Raw genomic sequence first — 17,629 nt, 5'->3', positions numbered from 1 at the left:
GGGCGGCCCTCGTGGTCGGCGACGTGCGTCGCCATGTTCTCGTCGTGGCAGATCCGGCTCGGCGCCAGGCCGACCCGCTGCTCGCACTCGGCGACCCAGCCATACCGCGGGTCGCACGCGTAGTCACAGAACATTCCGACCGCGCCCTGGTAGTTGCGCACCGTCGAGTGCGCCCAGCCACCGGCGGCGACCCAGCCCTCCAGCTGCGCCGGCGTCCACGTCCACGGCCAGCTGCCGCTGGCCGCCTGGAAACGGCGCACCACCCGTTCCCGGCCGTCGATCAGCGACGAGCTCAGCCGGCGGCTGACCTGCTGGCGGCGGAAACCTGCCAGCATCTCGTCGAACAGCACCGGCTCCGCCCGCAGCGGCGTCGCGCCGTCCACGAGCGCCAGCGCCGCCGTGCCCGCGGTCCTCGACCGCATATCAGCGTCTCCCTACGCGTTGCGCCAGCCGCCACATCGCGGCACCGAACGCAACGTCACCAGACGCCGCAATCTGTCATCGAATGCATCGAAGGAGTGATCACAGCAGGTCAGACGGCATGTCGCCCATGTCGTCAGYCCGCGCGAAGAAACCCCACTGGCACAGAAACTCCCGCTCGCGGGCGATCACAGAAACTGCCGAATGTTGCATCAGATGCAACATTGCCTAGTTAAAGCATGGTCGCGAATGCGTGGCGGAGGTCATGCAGCCGCAGCCACGGAAGGCCCGCTTCCTTGCGGATCCGGTCGAAATGGCGGTTGACGTTTCTCGGCTCCAGCGCCGTGCCGATAGTCGTCGTGAAAACGAGGCCGGTTTCCTTCCAGGCATCGCCGCGGCCGGTTCGTTCGGCTCGCTGTGCCGCACGGTGACGGCGCAGGATCTCGACGAGCCGCGGCGGGATGGGCAGCCGGCGCCGCGACCGTTCGGTCTTCGTCGGGACGAAGGCGAGCTTGCCGTCGACCCGCTGGAGGCCGTGCCGGACGTGCAGCACAGCGCCGTCGAGGTCGACGTCGTCCCAGCGCAGGCCGAGGATCTCCGCGCGCCGCAGGCCGAGCATGAGCCCGCACGCGAAGACAGCTTCGAGCCGATCGCTGCGCAGCACCTCGACAAGCCGGCGCGCTTCCTCGGGGCGCAGCGCTCGAACCTGCGCGTGCGGCGCGGACGGCGCCCTGACCGCCTTGGCGACGTTGCGCGGCACCAGGTCCAGCCGTTCCGCTTCCGACAGCGCGTTGCGGATCAGCCCGTGAACATGGCGGACGCTCGTCGKGGCGAGCCCGGCCGCCTTCGCCGCCGCGACGAGCCGGCGCACGTCGAGCGGGGTGAGCTTGTCCAGCTGGATACGGCCGATCGCCGGGACGATGTGCGACGCGATCAGCCAGCGGTACGAGCGCAAAGTCGACGGCCGGGTGCCGTCGGCCGCCTTGATGGTCAGCCACTCGGCGAGCCACTTCTCAACCGTGCGCCGCTCCGCCGTGACGTTGACGCCGAGTTCGGCGGCCCGCTTCAGCTTCTCCAGCTTCGTGCGGCACTCAGCCTGCGTCTTGGCATAGACGGTCTTGCGGACGCGCTTGCCGTCCTTCCAACCGAGGTCGACGCGGCCGACCCACAGGCCATCGCTGGACCGCTGGAACAGGCCGCCGTCGCCGTGCGCCCGCCGGGACTTCTTCTTGTCGCTGGCCCCCTTCTTCCGCGCGGGCTTGGCCTCGCCGGACGGCGTGCCGTCGACCGGGTCGCCCGCGGGTCGGGAGCTGCCGGAACCTTCGTCCGACGGTTGCGGAGAGATCGAACGCGCCATCTGGGTTGTGCTCCTTCTATGAGAGGGACGAGGGCAAGGAATGCGGTCTTCCGGTTCCGGTGGCGTTCGGTTCTCTGGCGCGGGGAGGGTCCGTCGGGGGTCCGGCCGCATCCAGGGCGCTGCGCGTCGCTGCGCGATCGGCCTTCGGCCGACCCTGGACCCGTCCGGCCCCCCGACGGTGTGAAGCGCCAGCAGAGAACCGGGAAAGAAGTGGGGAGCGGGAGGTACCCCGGTGGCTCAGCCGCGCGCCGCGCCGGCCGGGACCAGCGGGGATGGCGGGAAGAGTGGGATGCCGTCCAGCTCCGGCGGTCCGGCGGGGTTCTGCCGGAAGACGAGGACCGCGTCGACGTCGCCGAAGTGCTCCAGGAAGATCACGCCAGGCGGGAGCGTCGCGAGCGCGGCCACGAGGTCGATGGCGTCGGCGCCGGGCCGGATCGTCAGCTCCCGGTCGCCGTCGGGCGTGGCGCGGACGTAGACGAGGGCCGGGCCGGTTTCGGGGGTGCGCCACGGCGTGGCGTCGTCAAACGGAAAGATGTCCATCAGGGTGTTGCTCCTTGCGGTGTTCAAGGGGTGCGCCTCAGGTCCCGGTGGGTGTTGCCGCACCTACCGGGGCCGCCTTTCGATCCGTGTTCCGTGTTGCCGGACGCGGGAGTTGCCGAGAGCGGGACGAACTCCGGCGCCGTCCGCCAGGTCGCCGAGGTGGTCCGCGCGCCTGCTTGCACGCTGCCGGTTTCATGCCGCGGCGCCGTTCTGCTCGTCGCGGAGTCGGTCGATGTAGGCGAGCAGCGCGGCGTGTGGGATGCGGCGAGCCCGCCCAATCTGGACCGATTCGAGGTTGCCGGCGGTGAGGAGTTCATAGACGGTCGAGCGTCCGAGGCCGAGCAGTTCGGCCGCCTCGACGGGGGTGAGCAGGAGCTTGGTCACGTCGTTCCTCCTGTCGCGGGAGTCGAGGGAGGCCAGGTCAGGCCACGTCTGGCAGCGCGCTGCCGCCGGCGGGTGGCCCGGTCGTCGTGGGGTTCGCCAGCTGGGCGTGCCAGCGTTGCCGGTTGGCGATCGCGTGGATGATCAGGTGTTCGCGTCGTGGCGCGTTCGGGTCGCCGGGCCGGATCAGTTCCCAGGAGACGCGCGGCGCGCCGGCCGGGTCGCCGGTCGTCTGCTCGGCTGGACTGCCTGCGTCGGGTCGGTGGCCGAGGGCTTCGAGCTGAGCCCGGACGAAGTCGACCCGGTCGGCTTTGTGGTCGGACAGCGTCTTGCCGGACCATTTGCGGGAGACCAGGACGCGGCGGCCGCCGAAGCCGAGCGTTTCGCGCCGGTGTGCCTTGCCCTTGCATCGGCCGGGGACGAGGCCGGGCCGGGCGTTGCGTGGCGCGATGCCGTGTAGGAGCCAGTTGGCGCAGGTGGGCGAGCACGGTTCGTAGCGCAGCGCCGCGGCGAGCCGGTCGACGTGCGCGCGCTGCCGGTCGGTGTCGACGGCGTGGCAGGCGTCCAGCGACTTGGTGAGGTACTTGGTCAGGTAGCCGATCAGCCGTCCGGCCGTGGCGCTGTTCGACGTGACGCCGTCGGCCTGGATCTGTGGTCCGAACCTGACGACGTGCGCGGGTTGATCGTCCGGGCCGATGGCGTCGAGCGCCTCATCCCACGACGTCAACGCTGCCTTGGTCGCCGGGTCGACGTAGCCGGCCGCCTGCTCGTCCCACACCGGCAGCCCTGGGCCATCGGGCGCGTAGACCGGCGCGTCGGTGGGCGGCCACCACACCTGGTGATAGGTCGCCGCCGCGACCTGACGCAGCACGACCCGGGGAACCGTTCCGCGGAACGCGGCGTGCAGGTGCGGCGCGAGCCGCCGCTGTGGCTCCAGGACGGCGAAGTACTGGACGTCCCAGCCGACCGCGCGGCGCAGGTTCTGCCAGAACCGATCGACGAGTTTCGGGAAGTGGATCGCGTCGCGGGCCGCCCGCCGGTAGTCGTAGCCGTCCGGGTCTACCGGGGTTCCGTCGCCGAGGACCTTGCCATAGGTGTCGCAGGTGAGCGTGAGGAACATCGACGGCCGCCAGGCCGTGCCATCCGCCGCCACATACGTCCGCCCGACAGTGCGCTTGTCGACCGGGAGCCGAGGCAGGTCGGCGACGTCCTGACGCCGTTTCGTCGACCTGCTCCGCCGCGGCCGCGTCCGATCGTCCGGTGCGGCCTTGCCGCGGACGCCGAGGTCGGCGAGGGCTTCGTCGACGTGACCGATCACCTGGTCGGCATCGGCGACGCCGGCCAGGTCGCCTGCCTGCTCCGCCTCGGCCCGGATCGCTTCGAGGTCCGCGCGCAGCCGGGCGAGTTGTTTGGCGTCGTCGTCGGGCGGGTCTGGTGGCGGGAGGGGTTCGTCGTCGAGGTGCCAGCCGGTCTTGCACTGCGCCATCCGTAGTCGCCGCGCCCGCTCGGCGCAGGGCGGGCATTTGCTGGCGAGGGTGGCGCCGCAGGGTGCGGGGATGATCGTCGTCTCGCCGGTGTCGAGGTCGACCCGGCGCAGCGCGATCGGCCGCACGCACACGCCTTCCTCGACCGCGACCGCCTCGACGACATGGCGCGCGAGCGGCATCCGTAGCCGGGCGAGCCGGGAACCGGGCCGCGGTTCCTGCTCGCCGGGCGTCGCGCCGTCCGGGCCGGGGGTGGTCACTGGTCGCCCCAGGGGTTGCCGTACTCGGCGAGGTCAGGCACCCAGCCGCCCGTTTCGGGATGCGGGCCGGGTCGCGCGCCGGCCGCCCTGCGCCACGGCCACGTCCGCCGCCGAGGCCGAACCGGCGGGCTGAGATCGTCAACGGCCCGGGCGCCGCGCAGCCGCAGGAGATCGACGAGGTCCGGCGCTGTCGACGGCGCGGGCAGCGCAAGAACCGGCCCCGCGGCGGGCAGCCGGTAGCGGTCGACGGTGCGGCGGATCTCCGCGTCATCCGGGAACGAGGCGCGGACGCGGACCGGTTCGGCACCGCCGTCCTCGGCGACATAGCCCGTGCCCTGCTGATCGGTGCCGATGTCCTCGCAGCGCGCGCCCTTGTCGTGCGCGCCGTCGCCGAGGACAAGGTCGACCTGATCGGCCTCGACCAGCCGCAGCGCGACCCGGACCGGGAACAGGTCCCGGAACGGCAACGTCTCCTTGCGCGGATCTTGGACGGCCGCGACCACGACGACGCCAGGCGCGCGGCCCTGCGACAGCAGGAGCGGCAGGGAGGCCGACAGCCRCCGTTTCAAGTCCCGGTCGGTGACATACGCGGTCAGCGCGGMGATCTCGTCGACGACCACGACGATCAGCGGCTCATCCCGGGTCGGCTCGTGCAGCCGAGTCACCCCGCGCARCACGTCAGCCCGCGCCTGCATCCGCGTCACCGCGTCGTCGAGCAGGTCCGCGATGGAGGGCAGGTCGTAGGCGAACCGGGCGAACAGCGGTGCGCCGGCCGCCATCTCCATCCCGCCCTTGGGATCACACACCCACAGCTCGACGAGGCCGTCCCGCACCGCCGGGCCAAGTGCGCGGATCAGCGACCACAGCACCGAGCCCTTGCCCGACCCGGTGGCGCCGGCCACCAGGACGTGCGAGCCGCGCAGCTGCAGCAGCCACGGCCGGCCGTCCTCCCGCCGGCCAACGACCAGGTTCTCGAGCCCGGCGCCCGGCGCGTCCGGACCGTCGACCGGGTACGGCGCCACAGTGCGACCGAGCGAATCGCGGCGGTAGAAGTCGACCCAGACGAAACCGACCCGCTCCGCACGGACCCGGCACGCCCGCGTCCGGTAGACGTGGCGCAGCGCCTCCGCCTGCTCTGCCCAGGTCTGCGGGGTCTGGCCGGGAAGCAGTTCCACCCGCAGGGACTCGACGGGGCGAGAGGTGCGGAACGCTCGGATGCGCGGGAAGTACTCGTCGAAGGTCACCCGCTCCGCGTTCGACGCAGGGATCCGGATCGCCAGGCCGCAATGCACCGTCGCCGCCCGCCACCGCCGCCGGTAGACGAACACGAGCCGCAGCCGGCCCCAGGCCCACCAGGCCGCCTGGTTGAACGACGACCGATGGGCCAGCCGCCAGGCCATGGACACGAGCACGACCGCGGCGGCCAACGTGCCGAGGCCGAGCAGACCCGTTGCCCGGTAGAACGCGGTCAGCACGACCAACACGGCAACCGCGATCGGGTGCCGCATCAGCAGGAGGACCAGCCGGCCCACGAGCCGGGCCGCCAGGCCTACGAGCAGCACCCATAGCGGGACCCGGATTTTGTCGTGCCGCGCCGGCAGCGACGGGACCGGACGATCCCCGTTGATTCTCGGCATGACAAAGCACCACCCGTTTCACGGCACGGCAAAGCCAGGGGCAGAAACACGAAAGAGAAAGGCGGGCAGGCCCCGGAGCGCCGGACGGCTATCGGCCCGGCGCCCCGGGAAGCCCGCGAGAAAGCGCGCTCAGACCGCGCGTGAGGCCGGCGGAATCTCCGCCGAGACCGGACCGGGCGCCGAGCCGCCCGGCGTGTTGCGCTTAGTCGTGGCGAAGCGTTCGCAGTCCTCGGTGAACCGCGCGGCAGCGTCCGCGAACTCGCGCACGAACCGCATCGGCGCCTCGCCGAGGTCGCCGGTCGGGAAGGCGATCGTGACTGACACCGCGCCCATATGCAGGGACAGGATTGGAGATCGGTGCGGGTAGGTGTGCAGGTCGATGACCGCGCCGCCGCCGACGGTGAGATCCGCCGACAGCCGTGTCATCGAGGACACGCGGTCGCCGCTCACGCCGCCGCTCCCGGGTTCTGACGGGCCGGCAGCGGCGACGCCGGCCGCATGCCAGACGCCCGCAGCGCGAACATCAGCTTCGGCCGCTGGCCGTTCAGGTCCAGCCACGGGATGACCTGCACCCCGACCAGCTCCACCGGCCGAAACGGCGTCCCCGGAACGGGGTCCGGCGGCACCGGCGCGACCTCGGCCGCGATCTTCACCTTCAGTTCCGCCGTCCGCGCCGCCGGGTCCGCATCCAGGACCCGCACCGCCCACACGAGCAGACCCGAGTGCGGGTCACGCTCCTGCGTGTCGTGCGCACCCGCCTGGACCTTTTCGAAGTCGTTCGAGGGCTCCACACCCAGCACGTAGGCACCGTTCGGGAACACGTCTCCGAACGCCACCGGAATCCGACGAGGAATCGCCACCGCGCCACACCTCCTACCCGCGCATCCGGACCATCCGGACACTTTGGGGGTGCGTTAACGATGCGCGCGCCATGAACCGCTCGCCAACCTGCTATGCGCCTGTGTATGACGCCAGGGTATAAACCACGATCACCCGCCAGGCGCTGTTTGCTTTCGAGCCAAAGGGCGAGTTTGCTTGATCCATGGGGACGACGGACAACCTATCGGCCAGGCCGCACACCGCCCGCGGACCGGTCGACGGCGAGGACTGGGCGGCAGTCGCCGACGCGCTCAACCGGCGCATGGCCGCCCGCCGGATCGGTCAGCAGGAGCTTGCCAACGCCGCCGGTGTCTCTGTCTCGACCGTGCGCGCGCTCCAACGCGGCGCGACCGGCCGCCGCGTCCAGAACGCCACCCTGACCGCCATCTGCCGCGCCCTCGGCTGGCCCGACGACCGCTTGTTGCGTGTCCTGCTCGCCGAGCCACCCGCCGACGACCCCACGTCCGCGGAGACTGCCGCGCAGATCCTCGCCGCCGTGCTGCGCATCGAGCGTCACGTCGAGCAGATCGCGCGCCACCTCGCCCCGGCGTAGGCACCGGCGAGCCCACGGCCCGGGAAATGACGAGGGCCGGACCCGCGGACGTCAGCCCGCCAGGTCCAGCCCACCAGCCGTCTGGAGTCGGTCGCCTACGACACCGCCGGTATGCCGTGCGCGTCGGTTCGTGGTTTCCCCATCCCGGTCAGCGCGCGGCGCATCGCGCCGAGCGCGTCGGCCTGCCCGGCCGCGAACGCGACCCGTTCCGCCGAGGTCATGAACCGCTCGCCCGCCGACAGCCCACCCGGACCGACCGGCCCGACGAGCATCCCGCCGTGCTCGACCACCTGGTCCACGAGCGCGCCGAGTAGCTCCCGCCGGGTTGGCGCCTGCTGGGCCGGCCGGTACACGAGGACCAGGTCGACGTCGCCGAACGCCTCGACGAACTCCAGGCCTGCCGGAAGCTTCGCGATCTGGGCGCACAGCTCCGCCAGATCCGAGCCCGTCCCGACCACGAGCGCCCAGTCGTCCCCTGCCCATGGCGTGGCCACCACCCCCGGMGAAGCACTCTTCCATGGGGACACATCCCCGCCGTCTGTCGCCACATCGAGCCCGCCACCCTGCTCCGCGTCGTCCGCCAGGTCCTGCACCATCTGTCKCTCTCCGATCCGCTCACCGGCCCAGGTCACCCCGCCGCATCGGGCGCCGTTGACCGCGCGGCGGGGTTGGCCGGAGCCTTTCCGCGATCAGTGCGCATCGGAAAGAGCTACGGACGTATACGAACCGTGGCTACACTTCCGCATAGTGCCGCCACCGACACGGTAGGGAACCGCCGCCCGCACGGAAGGCCCGCGCACATGACCCCACGCAGCCCCCGCCCCGTCACCCCGCCCGGATTCTGGCAGCGCCCCGACGTCACACAAGCCCTGGCCAGCAGGGATATCGGCGCTGTCCTGAGGATCTACCAGCGGTGGACCGGCGCGACCCAAACACAGATCGCCACCGCCTGCGAAGTCCCGCAGTCGCACATCTCGCACATCCTGCGGGGAAAGCGCCAGGTCACCAGCCTGGATATGTACGAGCGGTTCGCGCGTGGCCTCGACATTCCCCGCGCCCTGCTCGGACTCGCCGAGCCGGCAACGACCAGCGAACCGCCAGTAGCCGAGCGCACCGGCCCGGACCGGCGGACGGTTCTCGCCGCGACCGCCGCCAGCGTGGTCCTGGCCGCCGATGACGAGCTGGACGAGGTCACCCACCGCATGCAGCTGTTCGCCGCGTCGAACGTCGACGATGCCGCGGTCGAGCAGCTGGACATGAGCGTGGACCTGATCGGCCGCCGCTACGAGGCATCCGACGCCAGCTCCGTCTACCCGACCGCGCTGCGCCAGCGCCGTTACGTCGCCGAGCTGATGAACGGCCACCAGCACCCGCGCTACCGCGGCGAGCTGTACGTCGTGGCCGGCAAGCTGTCCGGCCTGCTCGGCTACCTCGCGTTCGACCTCGGCAACGAGTTGCTCGCCCGCGCCTACTGCAACGAGGCCATGAGCCTGGCCCAGGCCGCCGGCCATCGCGACCTCGCCGCGTGGGTGCGCGGGACCCAAAGCTTCGTCGCCTACTACGCGGGCCGGTACAAGCAGGCCCTGGACTACGCCCGTGACGGGCAGCGCTACGCCGCGGGCGGTCCCGCGTCCATCCGCCTTGCGATCAGCGGCGAAGCGCGCACTCTCGGGAAGCTGGGTGACCGTCGCGGCGTGGACGACGCCGTAAGCCGCGCGCTTACCGCCCACGCCCAGGCCGACGACGTCGACCCGGTCGGCTACTTCCTGTCGTTCGAGCCGTTCGGCGCCGCGCGTCTGGCCGGCAACGCCGCCAGCGCCTATCTCGCGTTGGGCGCCGTCGACCGCGTCCGTGAGTTCACCGACCAGGCCATTCCCATCTTCGCCCGGTCGAACTCCGCCGCCAGCCACGCCCTGACGCTGGTGGACGCCAGCATGACCTACCTCGTCGGCCGCACTGCCGAGCCCGACCGCGCCGGAGCCCTGGTCTCCGAGGCCCTGACCGTCGGCGCCAACCTCAATTCGCAGATCGTGGCCCGCCGCGCCCAGGACTTGGTCACCAGCGCCGCCCCCTGGTCGAGCGTCCCCGAAATCGCCGAGGTCGCCGACTCTGTTGCCGCATGGCGTGCCCCCAACGCCTGACTCACGCCGGCCATAGCCTGACGGAGTGCCGCACCCTCACGAGGACCAAGTCGACGCCGAGGACTGGGAAGCCTTCCAACACACGGAACGGATGGCCGACCACTGGTACTGGCGTCCGGGTCACCGCCCCGGCCGCAACTACCTGACGTGGTACGTCGTCTTCGACGACCAGGCCCTCCGCGACCACGTCGCCGCGCATCAGAAGGCATTGGCCGATCTGGACTACCTCGACCCGGTCCCCGCGGACGGCATCCACATGACCGTCCAAGGCGTCGGTTTCCCCGACGAGGTCGACCCCAGCACCGCCGCCCGCATCGGCGAGCAGGCCACCGCCCGCACGGCGGACATCGAGCCGTTCACGCTGACCGTTGGCCCGATCGCCGCCTATCCCGGCGGCACGTTCCTCCGGGCTGCCCCCTGGCGTCCGGTCGCCGAGGTCCGCGATCGTCTCCGCGAGTCCATCGCCGCCGAGCTCGGCGCCGACCAGGTCCCCGCCGAGCCAGCCCGCTTCAAGCCCCACATCAGCGTCACCTACTGCAACGCCACTCCACCGGCCGCCGAGGTCGTTCGAAGGTTGGCCACGCTCCGACGCGAGGTCCCACTGGTCGAGGTCCCAGTCACCGGCGTACATCTGCTCGAACTCCGCCGCGAGGGCCACACCTACCGGTGGACCAGCCGCCACGAGGTCGCGTTCACCGGGCGGCATCCGTCGCGGTAGCGCAACAGCCCTGGCTGTCCAGCTCCGCCTGATGTTTGATGTTTTCGTCCCAGGTCATGGCCGACGGTCGATCTGATGTGGAACGGCGGGCCTTCATGCTCCGGACCGGCTACCTGGTGGTCCAAAGGAAGGTTCGCCGGCTGGTCGAACATCCGAACACCCAGGGGGTCCCGCCCGCCCGTCAGACCTCTTCCTCCGGGGCCGGCGGCGGCCACCCCGCCGGCCGCACGATCTTGTCCGGCTCCTCTGGCAGTCGCGTCCGCTCGTCCCCGAGTGCCACGTCCACCTGCCCCTGCATCAGTCGGCGGACGCCGCTGAGGTCCGCGCCGTGCAACTCGGTGTCGGTGAGGTTCGTCCGTCCCAACTCGGCGTCGGTGAGGTTTGCGCCGTGCAGCTTGGCAACCCTGAGGCTCGCCCGGTTCAGATCGGCGCCGGTGAGGTTCGCCCCATCCAGCCTGGCACCGGTGAGGTTCGCCCCATATAGCGAGGCGCCGGTGAGGTTCGCCCCATCCAGCCTGGCGCCGGTGAGGTTCGCCCCATATAGCGAGGCGCCGGTGAGGTTCGCGCCTTCCAGCCGGGCGTAGGCGAGGTTCGCACCCAGCGTGGCGCCGGTGAGGTTCGCCCCATCCAGCCTGGCACCGGTGAGGTCCGCCCCGCTTAGCACGACGTTGCGAAGATCGGCGTTCGTGAGGACGAGGCGGGCGAGGCTGGCGGGACCGGCGAGGTCGGCGCCATCCAGGTCGGCGCGGGGGACGTCATCGAGCCCGGGGAGGCGGGCGAGGATCTGGACGGCGGTACGGATGTCCGGCGCCGGCCGCGGCGGCGGGTCCTGCCCGTCGGCGGGCGGGAGTGGGCGCAGGCCTGGATCGGTGCTGCGGGTGCGCACGAACGCGGAGAGCACCTCGACGACCGTGGGCTGGTCGTCAGGGGAGTCCTTGGCGAGGCGTGCGAGGGCGTAGATGCCGCCGAGGCGGATGTCCAGGGTGACCGAGCCGAGCTGGGTGATCGCCTGGGTGTAGCGGCTGGTGCGTTGTTCGTCCAGCTCCCGCAGATGGGTGTCCCGGTCCCGTTTCCGGGTGAGTTCGTTGGCTTGGCGGGTCTCGCGGAGGTTAAGTGTCACCCCGGCAAAAGCGATCAGTCCAGCAGCGAGAGTCATGATCCCCAGCCGGGTAGTCGCCGCGGCGGCGGTACGGGCGTCAGCCTTGGCGCCGCCGGTGTGCAAATAAAGAACAGGAGCGATGATCCACAGGGTGACCAGCCCCCCGGCGGCCAAGAGTAGGACGAGCGCGTAGCCCACTCGCCAGCGGCATACTCGGCGGCCAGCCCGTCTCACAACTCCCCGCACCATGACGACGTTGTACGTCACCGCCACCAGCCACGGGAATACATGGCACCAGGATGACGGCGACGCGCTCGACAAACGCGCTCTGGGACCCATTCCCGCGCCGATCGATGGGGTCGTTCGCCAGCCCTCCGCCCGACAACGGACCGTGTGTGGTCGTGTCCGAGTAGACCCGACGGCCCGACTCCGGTGGCCTGTCGGCACGCGAGTCCGCGCAGCAGCGCGCCAACTGCCGAATCGTCCGATTTAGGATCAAGCGTAGATTGCCGGTGGCGCCGCGCGGCGGCTGCGCGCGGCGCTGGCGCGCCGTGCTCGCCGGCGCGTCGACCGGTCCGCATCAAATCGGAACTACGGTGAAGCCAAAGCGTACCGTCGTGAACGGTCGCGGACGTATCCAGGCGTCCATGCCCCTGCCAATCCGGTTCATCATCAGCGCCGAATAGAGTGTCCACTCACGGGTTGGGCTGGCGGGGCTGCTGAGTTGGGCGGATGTTGAGGTGACACGCCGGGGCCGTTGCTTGATCGGGGTTGGCCGCTGGGCGAGGGCTGGGCGCAGGTGTGGGACGTGCTGCCGGCGCTGCTGGAGAAGGTGCACCAAGTGCTGCCGCGGCGGTGCTGCTGCTGCTGCGGGAAGGTAACCACCACCGAAGCGCCGTTCGCCCGGCCAGGTCGTGTGCCTATGGGCCGAACCTGAACGGCGTGGCGGTGCTGCCGGCCTCGGGGGGCAACGTGCCCGTCGAGCGGGCCGCGGGGCTGGCCGACGGGCTGCTGCGGGAGGCAGTGTCGTCCGGGTTCGTCGCCCGCGCGAACGCCCAGCTCRCCGAACAGTTGGCCGCCGCCGGGTTCGACGCGGCGATGAAAGCGGCGCTGGCGCCGAGCCGGTGCTATGCGCGGACGAGACACGAGACACCGGTCAACCTGTCGCACAAGGATACCGACGTGACGGGGAACCACTGGCGGGCCGCCCGCACGTGGTCACCGTACGGACCCCGGGCCTGGTACACCCCGGTCCAGTCGCGCTCGTCGAAGGCGATCAAGGACCTGGGTTTGCGCGACGGGTTCACCGACTACCTGATCCGCGACGACTACTTCGGCTGGGCGGACGCGCCCAGGCCTCCGACACCTCCGCTCCGAGCCGGACAGCACACTCCGCAGGACGGCCGGCGCAGGCATACCTCCATTTACCAACAAAAGAACATAGGCACATTACCTAAGCGATGTCACAAAATGACTGGCAAATGCGCAAAGTAGGGCGACGAGCCCAACACCAGTCGCCACCCAACCTCTATTCACCCATCGGTGCTTATGTAAAACGTTCTTCGACAAGATTACGATCTGTTGCGCCAACGCCTCGGATTCGAAAGGTCCGTCCGCTCGACGCAGATATTCCACAGCGAGAGTCGGCTCAAGTACCGCGATCATTCCAAACCACCATGCCACGCGAGGCGAGTAGGTACTGATGTCGGCGACATCAACACCAAATCCCCGCAAGAGGCTCCCAATTCTCGCATTTCGCATTCGAGAGAAGAGGCATGCCAGAGCGCAGCCTATTGACGAGATCACGCCAATAGCAACGACAGATGCGAAGACAATATCAGACGACGTCAGATTTATCCCACCAGCCGTGCCCGCGTTTGCGCCCAACAATACCGATCCCAGGACCGTGATGAACACGCCGTCCAGCGCCAACAAGAATTGCGCCTTCGAGTCGGCGAGTTTGTACCACTCGAAGACGTCCGCGTTCAGCCGTCTGAGAAATTCTAACTCCGAGGGGTCGGCCAATTCCAGCTGCCCATTCTTCCGTTTCGAAATGCGACGCCGACTCGGAAGACTTCATCCGACGGGGAAACTGGCGTACTCGGTTGTTGTGCGGTTGGCACTAGGGCTTTCGTCTATGAGCTTCACCCTCTCAGCCTGGAAGACAAAGAACGTGCTTTCAGTCGAGGTCAAGAGCATTGTCTCCGGGTCAGAGAGCTTCTTGCCGGCGCCTTCAAATGCACTGCTATAAAGCGTGATCACCTGAGCCATCTCTTCGACGTCGGCGCATGCCCGGACCTGGCCCCGAATCTGGATACCAAACTTGGCCGCGTACGTACTCTCCGGGCTGACGACGAGGAGCGAGGCGCTCGGGCTGCGGGCCACGTTCCTCATGTGTTCACTCGCTCGCCGGCTCTTGAATCCGAACCTGCCGTCGCCTAGGTATACATAGAACACCGCGCAGATTGACGGGCCCTCCCCGCCCACCGTCGCTAGCGACGCAATAGACGCCGAACGAACAATCGTGGATACGCGCAAACTCAGCTCAGGGCTGAGTGTTCGATCTTTCCCAAACAATCCCATGATTGCTACCTCCCGAGCGCGTCAAGAATTGCCAGCGTGTCGATGCCGTCACGCAGCGTCGCCAAATTGGGGCCTACAGAAACGCCGCRCAGTGTGGCGACGATCTCATTAGCGTATGACGGGAAAGCGACTCTGAACAGCGAAGGATTCAGTTTCGGTGGTTCGGAGCCGCTCGCCTGAACGAGATTTCCGCCCTCAGAAAGGTGGTAATGCCACTCCTCAGCGTCGGTGAAGACGTCCAGCCGTCCACGACCGTCGACGAAGGAGAACTGGATCAAACCTTCCGTGCCCTCGATATCGAACTCCAGGAGGCGCGGACCTGCACCGGCCCCTGTGCAGAAGAGTTCAGACCAGCAGCCGCCGACGAAGAGTCCGCACCCGAACGCTTCGTCCGCGGCATCCTTGCGGTCGGCAAGCGCTGAAATCCATGTGCCACGCGGCGTTACGGCAGTTCCGAAGTGTGGCCCTGATCCAAATGGGCGGGGCACGTCGTCAAACTTGTGGCCGGACACAAACACGCCGAGGTCAAGCAAGTGCGGTCCCATAGCGAGTCGCTCTCCACCTCCCTTAGACCGTGCTCCTACCCAGTCCGCAACGCTATCTGCTCGGAACGCAGATGTCCGCTCCCGCAGTCGCACCGAGAAAGCCCTTCCGATCAACCCATCCTGGACAATCCCCCGCACATACTGAAAGGCAGGGAGACCCCGAAGCTGGACACCGTGGAACACGGGTCGGCTGCTCCCCAGAATACTCTGGTAGATCCTCGACGCCTCGTCCGCGTCCCGAGCGACGGGTTTCTCGACGAGCAATGCACACGAACTGCGGCTGAGCGCGCCCACCAACGTTCCTCGTTCGGCCGGCGGCGTGGTGACCGCAACCAGGTCTGGGCCCGAGGCGATGAGCTCGTCGAGGGAACACGCGAGTTGACTCGGCAAGCCCGCATTCGAGAGCAACTCCGCAGCCCGTTGCGGGTTGGAACCGACGACACCGACAATTTCGACACCAGGCACGGCAGCGAAACCTGGGAAGTGGGTACGAATACCGACTCCCGTCCCAACGATACCGACCTTGAATGGTGACTCTGACATTATTTCTTGCATTCCTTTCTCGGGACTTCGCCTAGTGCTCTACAAGCCAGATCGGAAGGCCCCAAACTAGTCGGAAACCATTCTGAAAGCCGCGGTTGTTAGGCAAGTTGGAATTTCTGTAGGTTGGAACGAGGTTAGCCGTGTTCCAATCGAAACAACCTCCACGCAGAACCTTCTGAATGCCGTCAGCAGGTCCTTCCGGATCTTTCACGATCCCCACCTCGGCGCACTCCTGATAGTACCCAGGGCCGAACCAGTCTGAGCACCACTCCCTCACGTTTCCTAGCACATCGAAAAGGCCAAGCGAGTTGGAGAGCAATTGACCGGGCACGTGCGTGGTGTTCCCAGCGTTGCCGGCAAACCAAGCATACGAGGGGATCGAGTTCTCGGCCGACAGCACCGCATCATCGTGACCGCCTGCGCGACAGGCGTATTCCCACTCTGCCTCCGTGGGAAGCCTGCCGCCAAACCACATGGCGAATATCGATGCCTCATACCACGTGACACCCACGATTGGGTGCTGAGTCGTTGGCGACCGGGGGTCATCCACCAGACCGATGTTGAACGGAAACAGCGCACGAGCGGCATTCGGCGTCGTGATYGTCGTAATATTGAACGAGGAAACCTCGACACCGTGGCTGGGCCGCTCGTCGAYGGACCGCCCTGGCGCATCGGAACCCATCGTGAACGAACCACCTGGTACGGCCACGAACTCAATCCCAGTGGCGTTCAGCAGTTGCTCCCGACGTTGCCCGCTACCGTTGGTATCGAAGATTTGTTCCAGAAGCGCGCCTGCCTCGGGCCGCCGCCGCCTGATCGCGACGAGCGCTGTCAGCCCCTCCCAGAGCGTCTCGCACGACCGTGTGTGCGGAAGTAGGACCCCGAGGGTATCGGTGATCGTTCTCTCACCCGCATCCAACGTAGTGCGGTCCGCGAGACTAACCTTCAGGCTACGCACGAGTTCCGCAGCGTCTCCGTCCTGAAGATCTCGAATTAGCTGCCCGACGACCTCGTCAAGGTCGTATGGCGACTCTCCTGCACTACGGAGGGCGAGGCCGCGGTTGACGCGCCAAACCGCTCTTAGCCGAGTGACAGCCCCATCGTGGTCGAGCAGGCCAACCATCAAACGGATTGGCTCTTCATAGGCCGGGATCGCGGCGACGCCGGCCAAGGCTTCCAAGGATTCATCGACGAGCGCCAGCGCTACGAAGTACTCCCATATCGAACGGTGGACGAAGTCAATGATGTCGCCGTCACGCTGAAGCAACCCAGTACGATCAATGACCTCATCGAGAATGAGGACTGCGCGATCCCTCAGCGAGGCGCGGCCCGACCGAGTGGCCGACTGGGGACGCTCGCCCAGATACTGTTCCAGGGCGAACAGAACCTCGACCTCCCTGTGTCCGCCAGCCGACGAAAGTTTGAACAGCCGCATGCCGAGGCTCCGCAGGCACGACGCAAGGTCGCTGTTCGATAGGCCAGCGGTGTCGCTCAATGGTCGCCTGGACAGCAACGAGTTGACACACGCGCGGATTAGCAAAGCTCGCCGGATCGGCAGGGCTCCGGCGTCACCCTCGAATGACGTAATCAACGCCAGCATGAATGGGGTTCTAGCCAGCTCTCTGATTCTCTCGGAGTTGGCCAGGAGCGACAGCAACTGGTCGCGGGCCGCAGCAGTAGCGAACCGCCGGACATAGTCAGACACCTGCTCGTCCGACAGCGGTCGCAGTTCGTAGATGTTGTAGTCAAACCAAAGCGAGCGATCGTAGCCGCTCGGCCGGGCTGCGAGCACGATAGTCGCGTCCGGAAACTGTATTTCGAATTGCCGGAGCAACTGGCGCAGTCGCGGCCGATGCTCACGGCGGAGTTCGTCCACACCATCGACGAGGAGGACCGTACCCTGACCGCCGAAGTCCTCTGAGTTTGAAATGACATAGCTGGCCTGCTTTCCATAACGCGGGACCACGCCCTTGATCACGAGCTGAATGTAATCGGTCACGGATGAGTACGCAGAACTGACGAGGTCCGCCGCTCTGAGGAGCAGGGGCAGCCGGGCGGCTCCGAGGTCGTCCTTCGCAAGACGCAATGCGGCGTAGTCGAGCATCGTCGACTTTCCTGCGCCGGCCGGTCCGACCACGAAAAGCCGGCCGCCGTGCGTCTCCGTCAGGACCTCCACTAGGCTTCGATCAGTCGACGGGTACGACAGATCGGCATCTGCTATGTACAGCTGAAGGTACAAGGAATCGAGTCGTTCCTTGTCACGCCGACCGACCACCGTGGCTAATGACAAACGATCTGAGAGCGCTTGACGGTAACGGTCAGCGGCGTCTTGGAAACGAACGACCACTTCAGTCCGCGGCCCATCGCCCTCGTCTGGTCCGAGGTCTAGAACCTCAACCCGAATCCAGCGCGATAGCTCTGCCTCGTCCGTGTACACTGACACCGTAGATGCGAGATCATTGAGGAAAGCCAAAACTGGCACACCCTCC

15 protein-coding genes and 2 pseudogenes are annotated in these 17,629 nt (G+C 68.1%); 4 read left to right on the top strand and 13 right to left on the bottom strand.

The genetic code is table 11. The features are described from left to right. The 8 genes and pseudogenes from BCD49_RS04820 to BCD49_RS04785 all read right to left on the bottom strand — a co-directional run. Positions 1 to 422: pseudogene (locus BCD49_RS04820) on the bottom strand (tyrosine-type recombinase/integrase); the annotation flags it as partial. A 230-nt stretch (positions 423 to 652) separates the two neighbouring features. Next, the gene (locus BCD49_RS04815; RefSeq protein WP_241832256.1) at positions 653 to 1,888 is read right to left on the bottom strand and encodes a site-specific integrase; all 1,236 of its coding nucleotides are present in this window, start codon (positions 1,886 to 1,888) and stop codon (positions 653 to 655) included. Between the two features lie 126 nt (positions 1,889 to 2,014). Further along, positions 2,015 to 2,317, bottom strand: a complete 303-nt coding sequence (locus BCD49_RS04810) for a hypothetical protein (protein ID WP_007507682.1) — start codon at positions 2,315 to 2,317, stop codon at positions 2,015 to 2,017. Positions 2,318 to 2,509: 192 nt separating this feature from the next. Continuing rightward, on the bottom strand, positions 2,510 to 2,701 hold the full coding sequence (locus tag BCD49_RS04805; RefSeq protein WP_007507683.1) for a helix-turn-helix domain-containing protein: 192 nt from the start codon (positions 2,699 to 2,701) through the stop codon (positions 2,510 to 2,512). A 37-nt stretch (positions 2,702 to 2,738) separates the two neighbouring features. Further along, on the bottom strand, positions 2,739 to 4,442 hold the full coding sequence (locus BCD49_RS04800) for a replication initiator (RefSeq protein ID WP_007507685.1): 1,704 nt from the start codon (positions 4,440 to 4,442) through the stop codon (positions 2,739 to 2,741). After that, entirely contained in the window at positions 4,439 to 6,079 is a 1,641-nt protein-coding gene (locus BCD49_RS04795) for an FtsK/SpoIIIE domain-containing protein (protein WP_071041198.1), read from the bottom strand. The genes BCD49_RS04800 and BCD49_RS04795 overlap by 4 nt, the downstream gene beginning before the upstream one ends. 129 nt (positions 6,080 to 6,208) lie before the next feature. Continuing rightward, positions 6,209 to 6,529 (bottom strand): hypothetical protein, encoded by a 321-nt coding sequence (locus tag BCD49_RS04790; RefSeq protein WP_007507688.1) that lies wholly within the window; start codon positions 6,527 to 6,529, stop codon positions 6,209 to 6,211. Further along, a complete protein-coding gene (locus BCD49_RS04785; RefSeq protein ID WP_007507690.1) occupies positions 6,526 to 6,939 on the bottom strand; it encodes a hypothetical protein in 414 nt (137 codons plus the stop codon). Before BCD49_RS04785 ends, BCD49_RS04790 begins: the two co-directional genes overlap by 4 nt. 182 nt (positions 6,940 to 7,121) lie before the next feature. Between BCD49_RS04785 and BCD49_RS04780 the strand changes: the two genes are divergently transcribed. Continuing rightward, positions 7,122 to 7,511, top strand: a complete 390-nt coding sequence (locus tag BCD49_RS04780; RefSeq protein WP_007507691.1) for a helix-turn-helix domain-containing protein — start codon at positions 7,122 to 7,124, stop codon at positions 7,509 to 7,511. A gap of 95 nt (positions 7,512 to 7,606) precedes the next feature. Here the strand turns inward: BCD49_RS04780 and BCD49_RS04775 are convergent, their stop codons facing one another. Continuing rightward, positions 7,607 to 8,107 carry a hypothetical protein gene (locus tag BCD49_RS04775; protein ID WP_007507693.1) on the bottom strand — a complete coding sequence of 167 codons (501 nt, stop codon included), beginning with the start codon at positions 8,105 to 8,107 and terminating at the stop codon, positions 7,607 to 7,609. A 204-nt stretch (positions 8,108 to 8,311) separates the two neighbouring features. Between BCD49_RS04775 and BCD49_RS04770 the strand changes: the two genes are divergently transcribed. Together BCD49_RS04770 and BCD49_RS04765 are read left to right on the top strand one after the other, a co-directional pair. Beyond that, positions 8,312 to 9,652, top strand: coding sequence for a helix-turn-helix domain-containing protein (locus BCD49_RS04770; protein WP_007507695.1), 1,341 nt, complete (start codon positions 8,312 to 8,314; stop codon positions 9,650 to 9,652). A 91-nt stretch (positions 9,653 to 9,743) separates the two neighbouring features. After that, a complete protein-coding gene (locus BCD49_RS04765; RefSeq protein WP_063630322.1) occupies positions 9,744 to 10,370 on the top strand; it encodes a 2'-5' RNA ligase family protein in 627 nt (208 codons plus the stop codon). A 181-nt stretch (positions 10,371 to 10,551) separates the two neighbouring features. Here the strand turns inward: BCD49_RS04765 and BCD49_RS04760 are convergent, their stop codons facing one another. Further along, a complete protein-coding gene (locus BCD49_RS04760) occupies positions 10,552 to 11,643 on the bottom strand; it encodes a pentapeptide repeat-containing protein (RefSeq protein WP_232794233.1) in 1,092 nt (363 codons plus the stop codon). Positions 11,644 to 12,247: 604 nt separating this feature from the next. Here BCD49_RS04760 and BCD49_RS04755 point away from each other — a divergent pair. Beyond that, a pseudogene (locus BCD49_RS04755) lies at positions 12,248 to 12,810 on the top strand (IS66-like element ISFsp11 family transposase); the annotation flags it as partial. Between the two features lie 735 nt (positions 12,811 to 13,545). On the opposite strand, the gene BCD49_RS40245 reads toward BCD49_RS04755, so the two are convergent. The 3 genes from BCD49_RS40245 to BCD49_RS04745 form a co-directional block, all read right to left on the bottom strand. Then, positions 13,546 to 14,052 (bottom strand): pyridoxamine 5'-phosphate oxidase family protein, encoded by a 507-nt coding sequence (locus BCD49_RS40245; protein ID WP_007507702.1) that lies wholly within the window; start codon positions 14,050 to 14,052, stop codon positions 13,546 to 13,548. 5 nt (positions 14,053 to 14,057) lie between these two features. Beyond that, positions 14,058 to 15,140 carry a Gfo/Idh/MocA family protein gene (locus BCD49_RS40240; protein ID WP_158072928.1) on the bottom strand — a complete coding sequence of 361 codons (1,083 nt, stop codon included), beginning with the start codon at positions 15,138 to 15,140 and terminating at the stop codon, positions 14,058 to 14,060. Between the two features lie 31 nt (positions 15,141 to 15,171). Beyond that, a partial coding sequence (locus tag BCD49_RS04745) for an SUMF1/EgtB/PvdO family nonheme iron enzyme (RefSeq protein ID WP_116439370.1) occupies positions 15,172 to 17,629 on the bottom strand: 2,458 nt, incomplete at its 5' end.

Source organism: Pseudofrankia sp. EUN1h (assembly GCF_001854645.1).
GTDB lineage: Bacteria > Actinomycetota > Actinomycetes > Frankiales > Frankiaceae > Pseudofrankia > Pseudofrankia saprophytica.
This window is presented reverse-complemented; position numbering and strand designations above follow the sequence as displayed.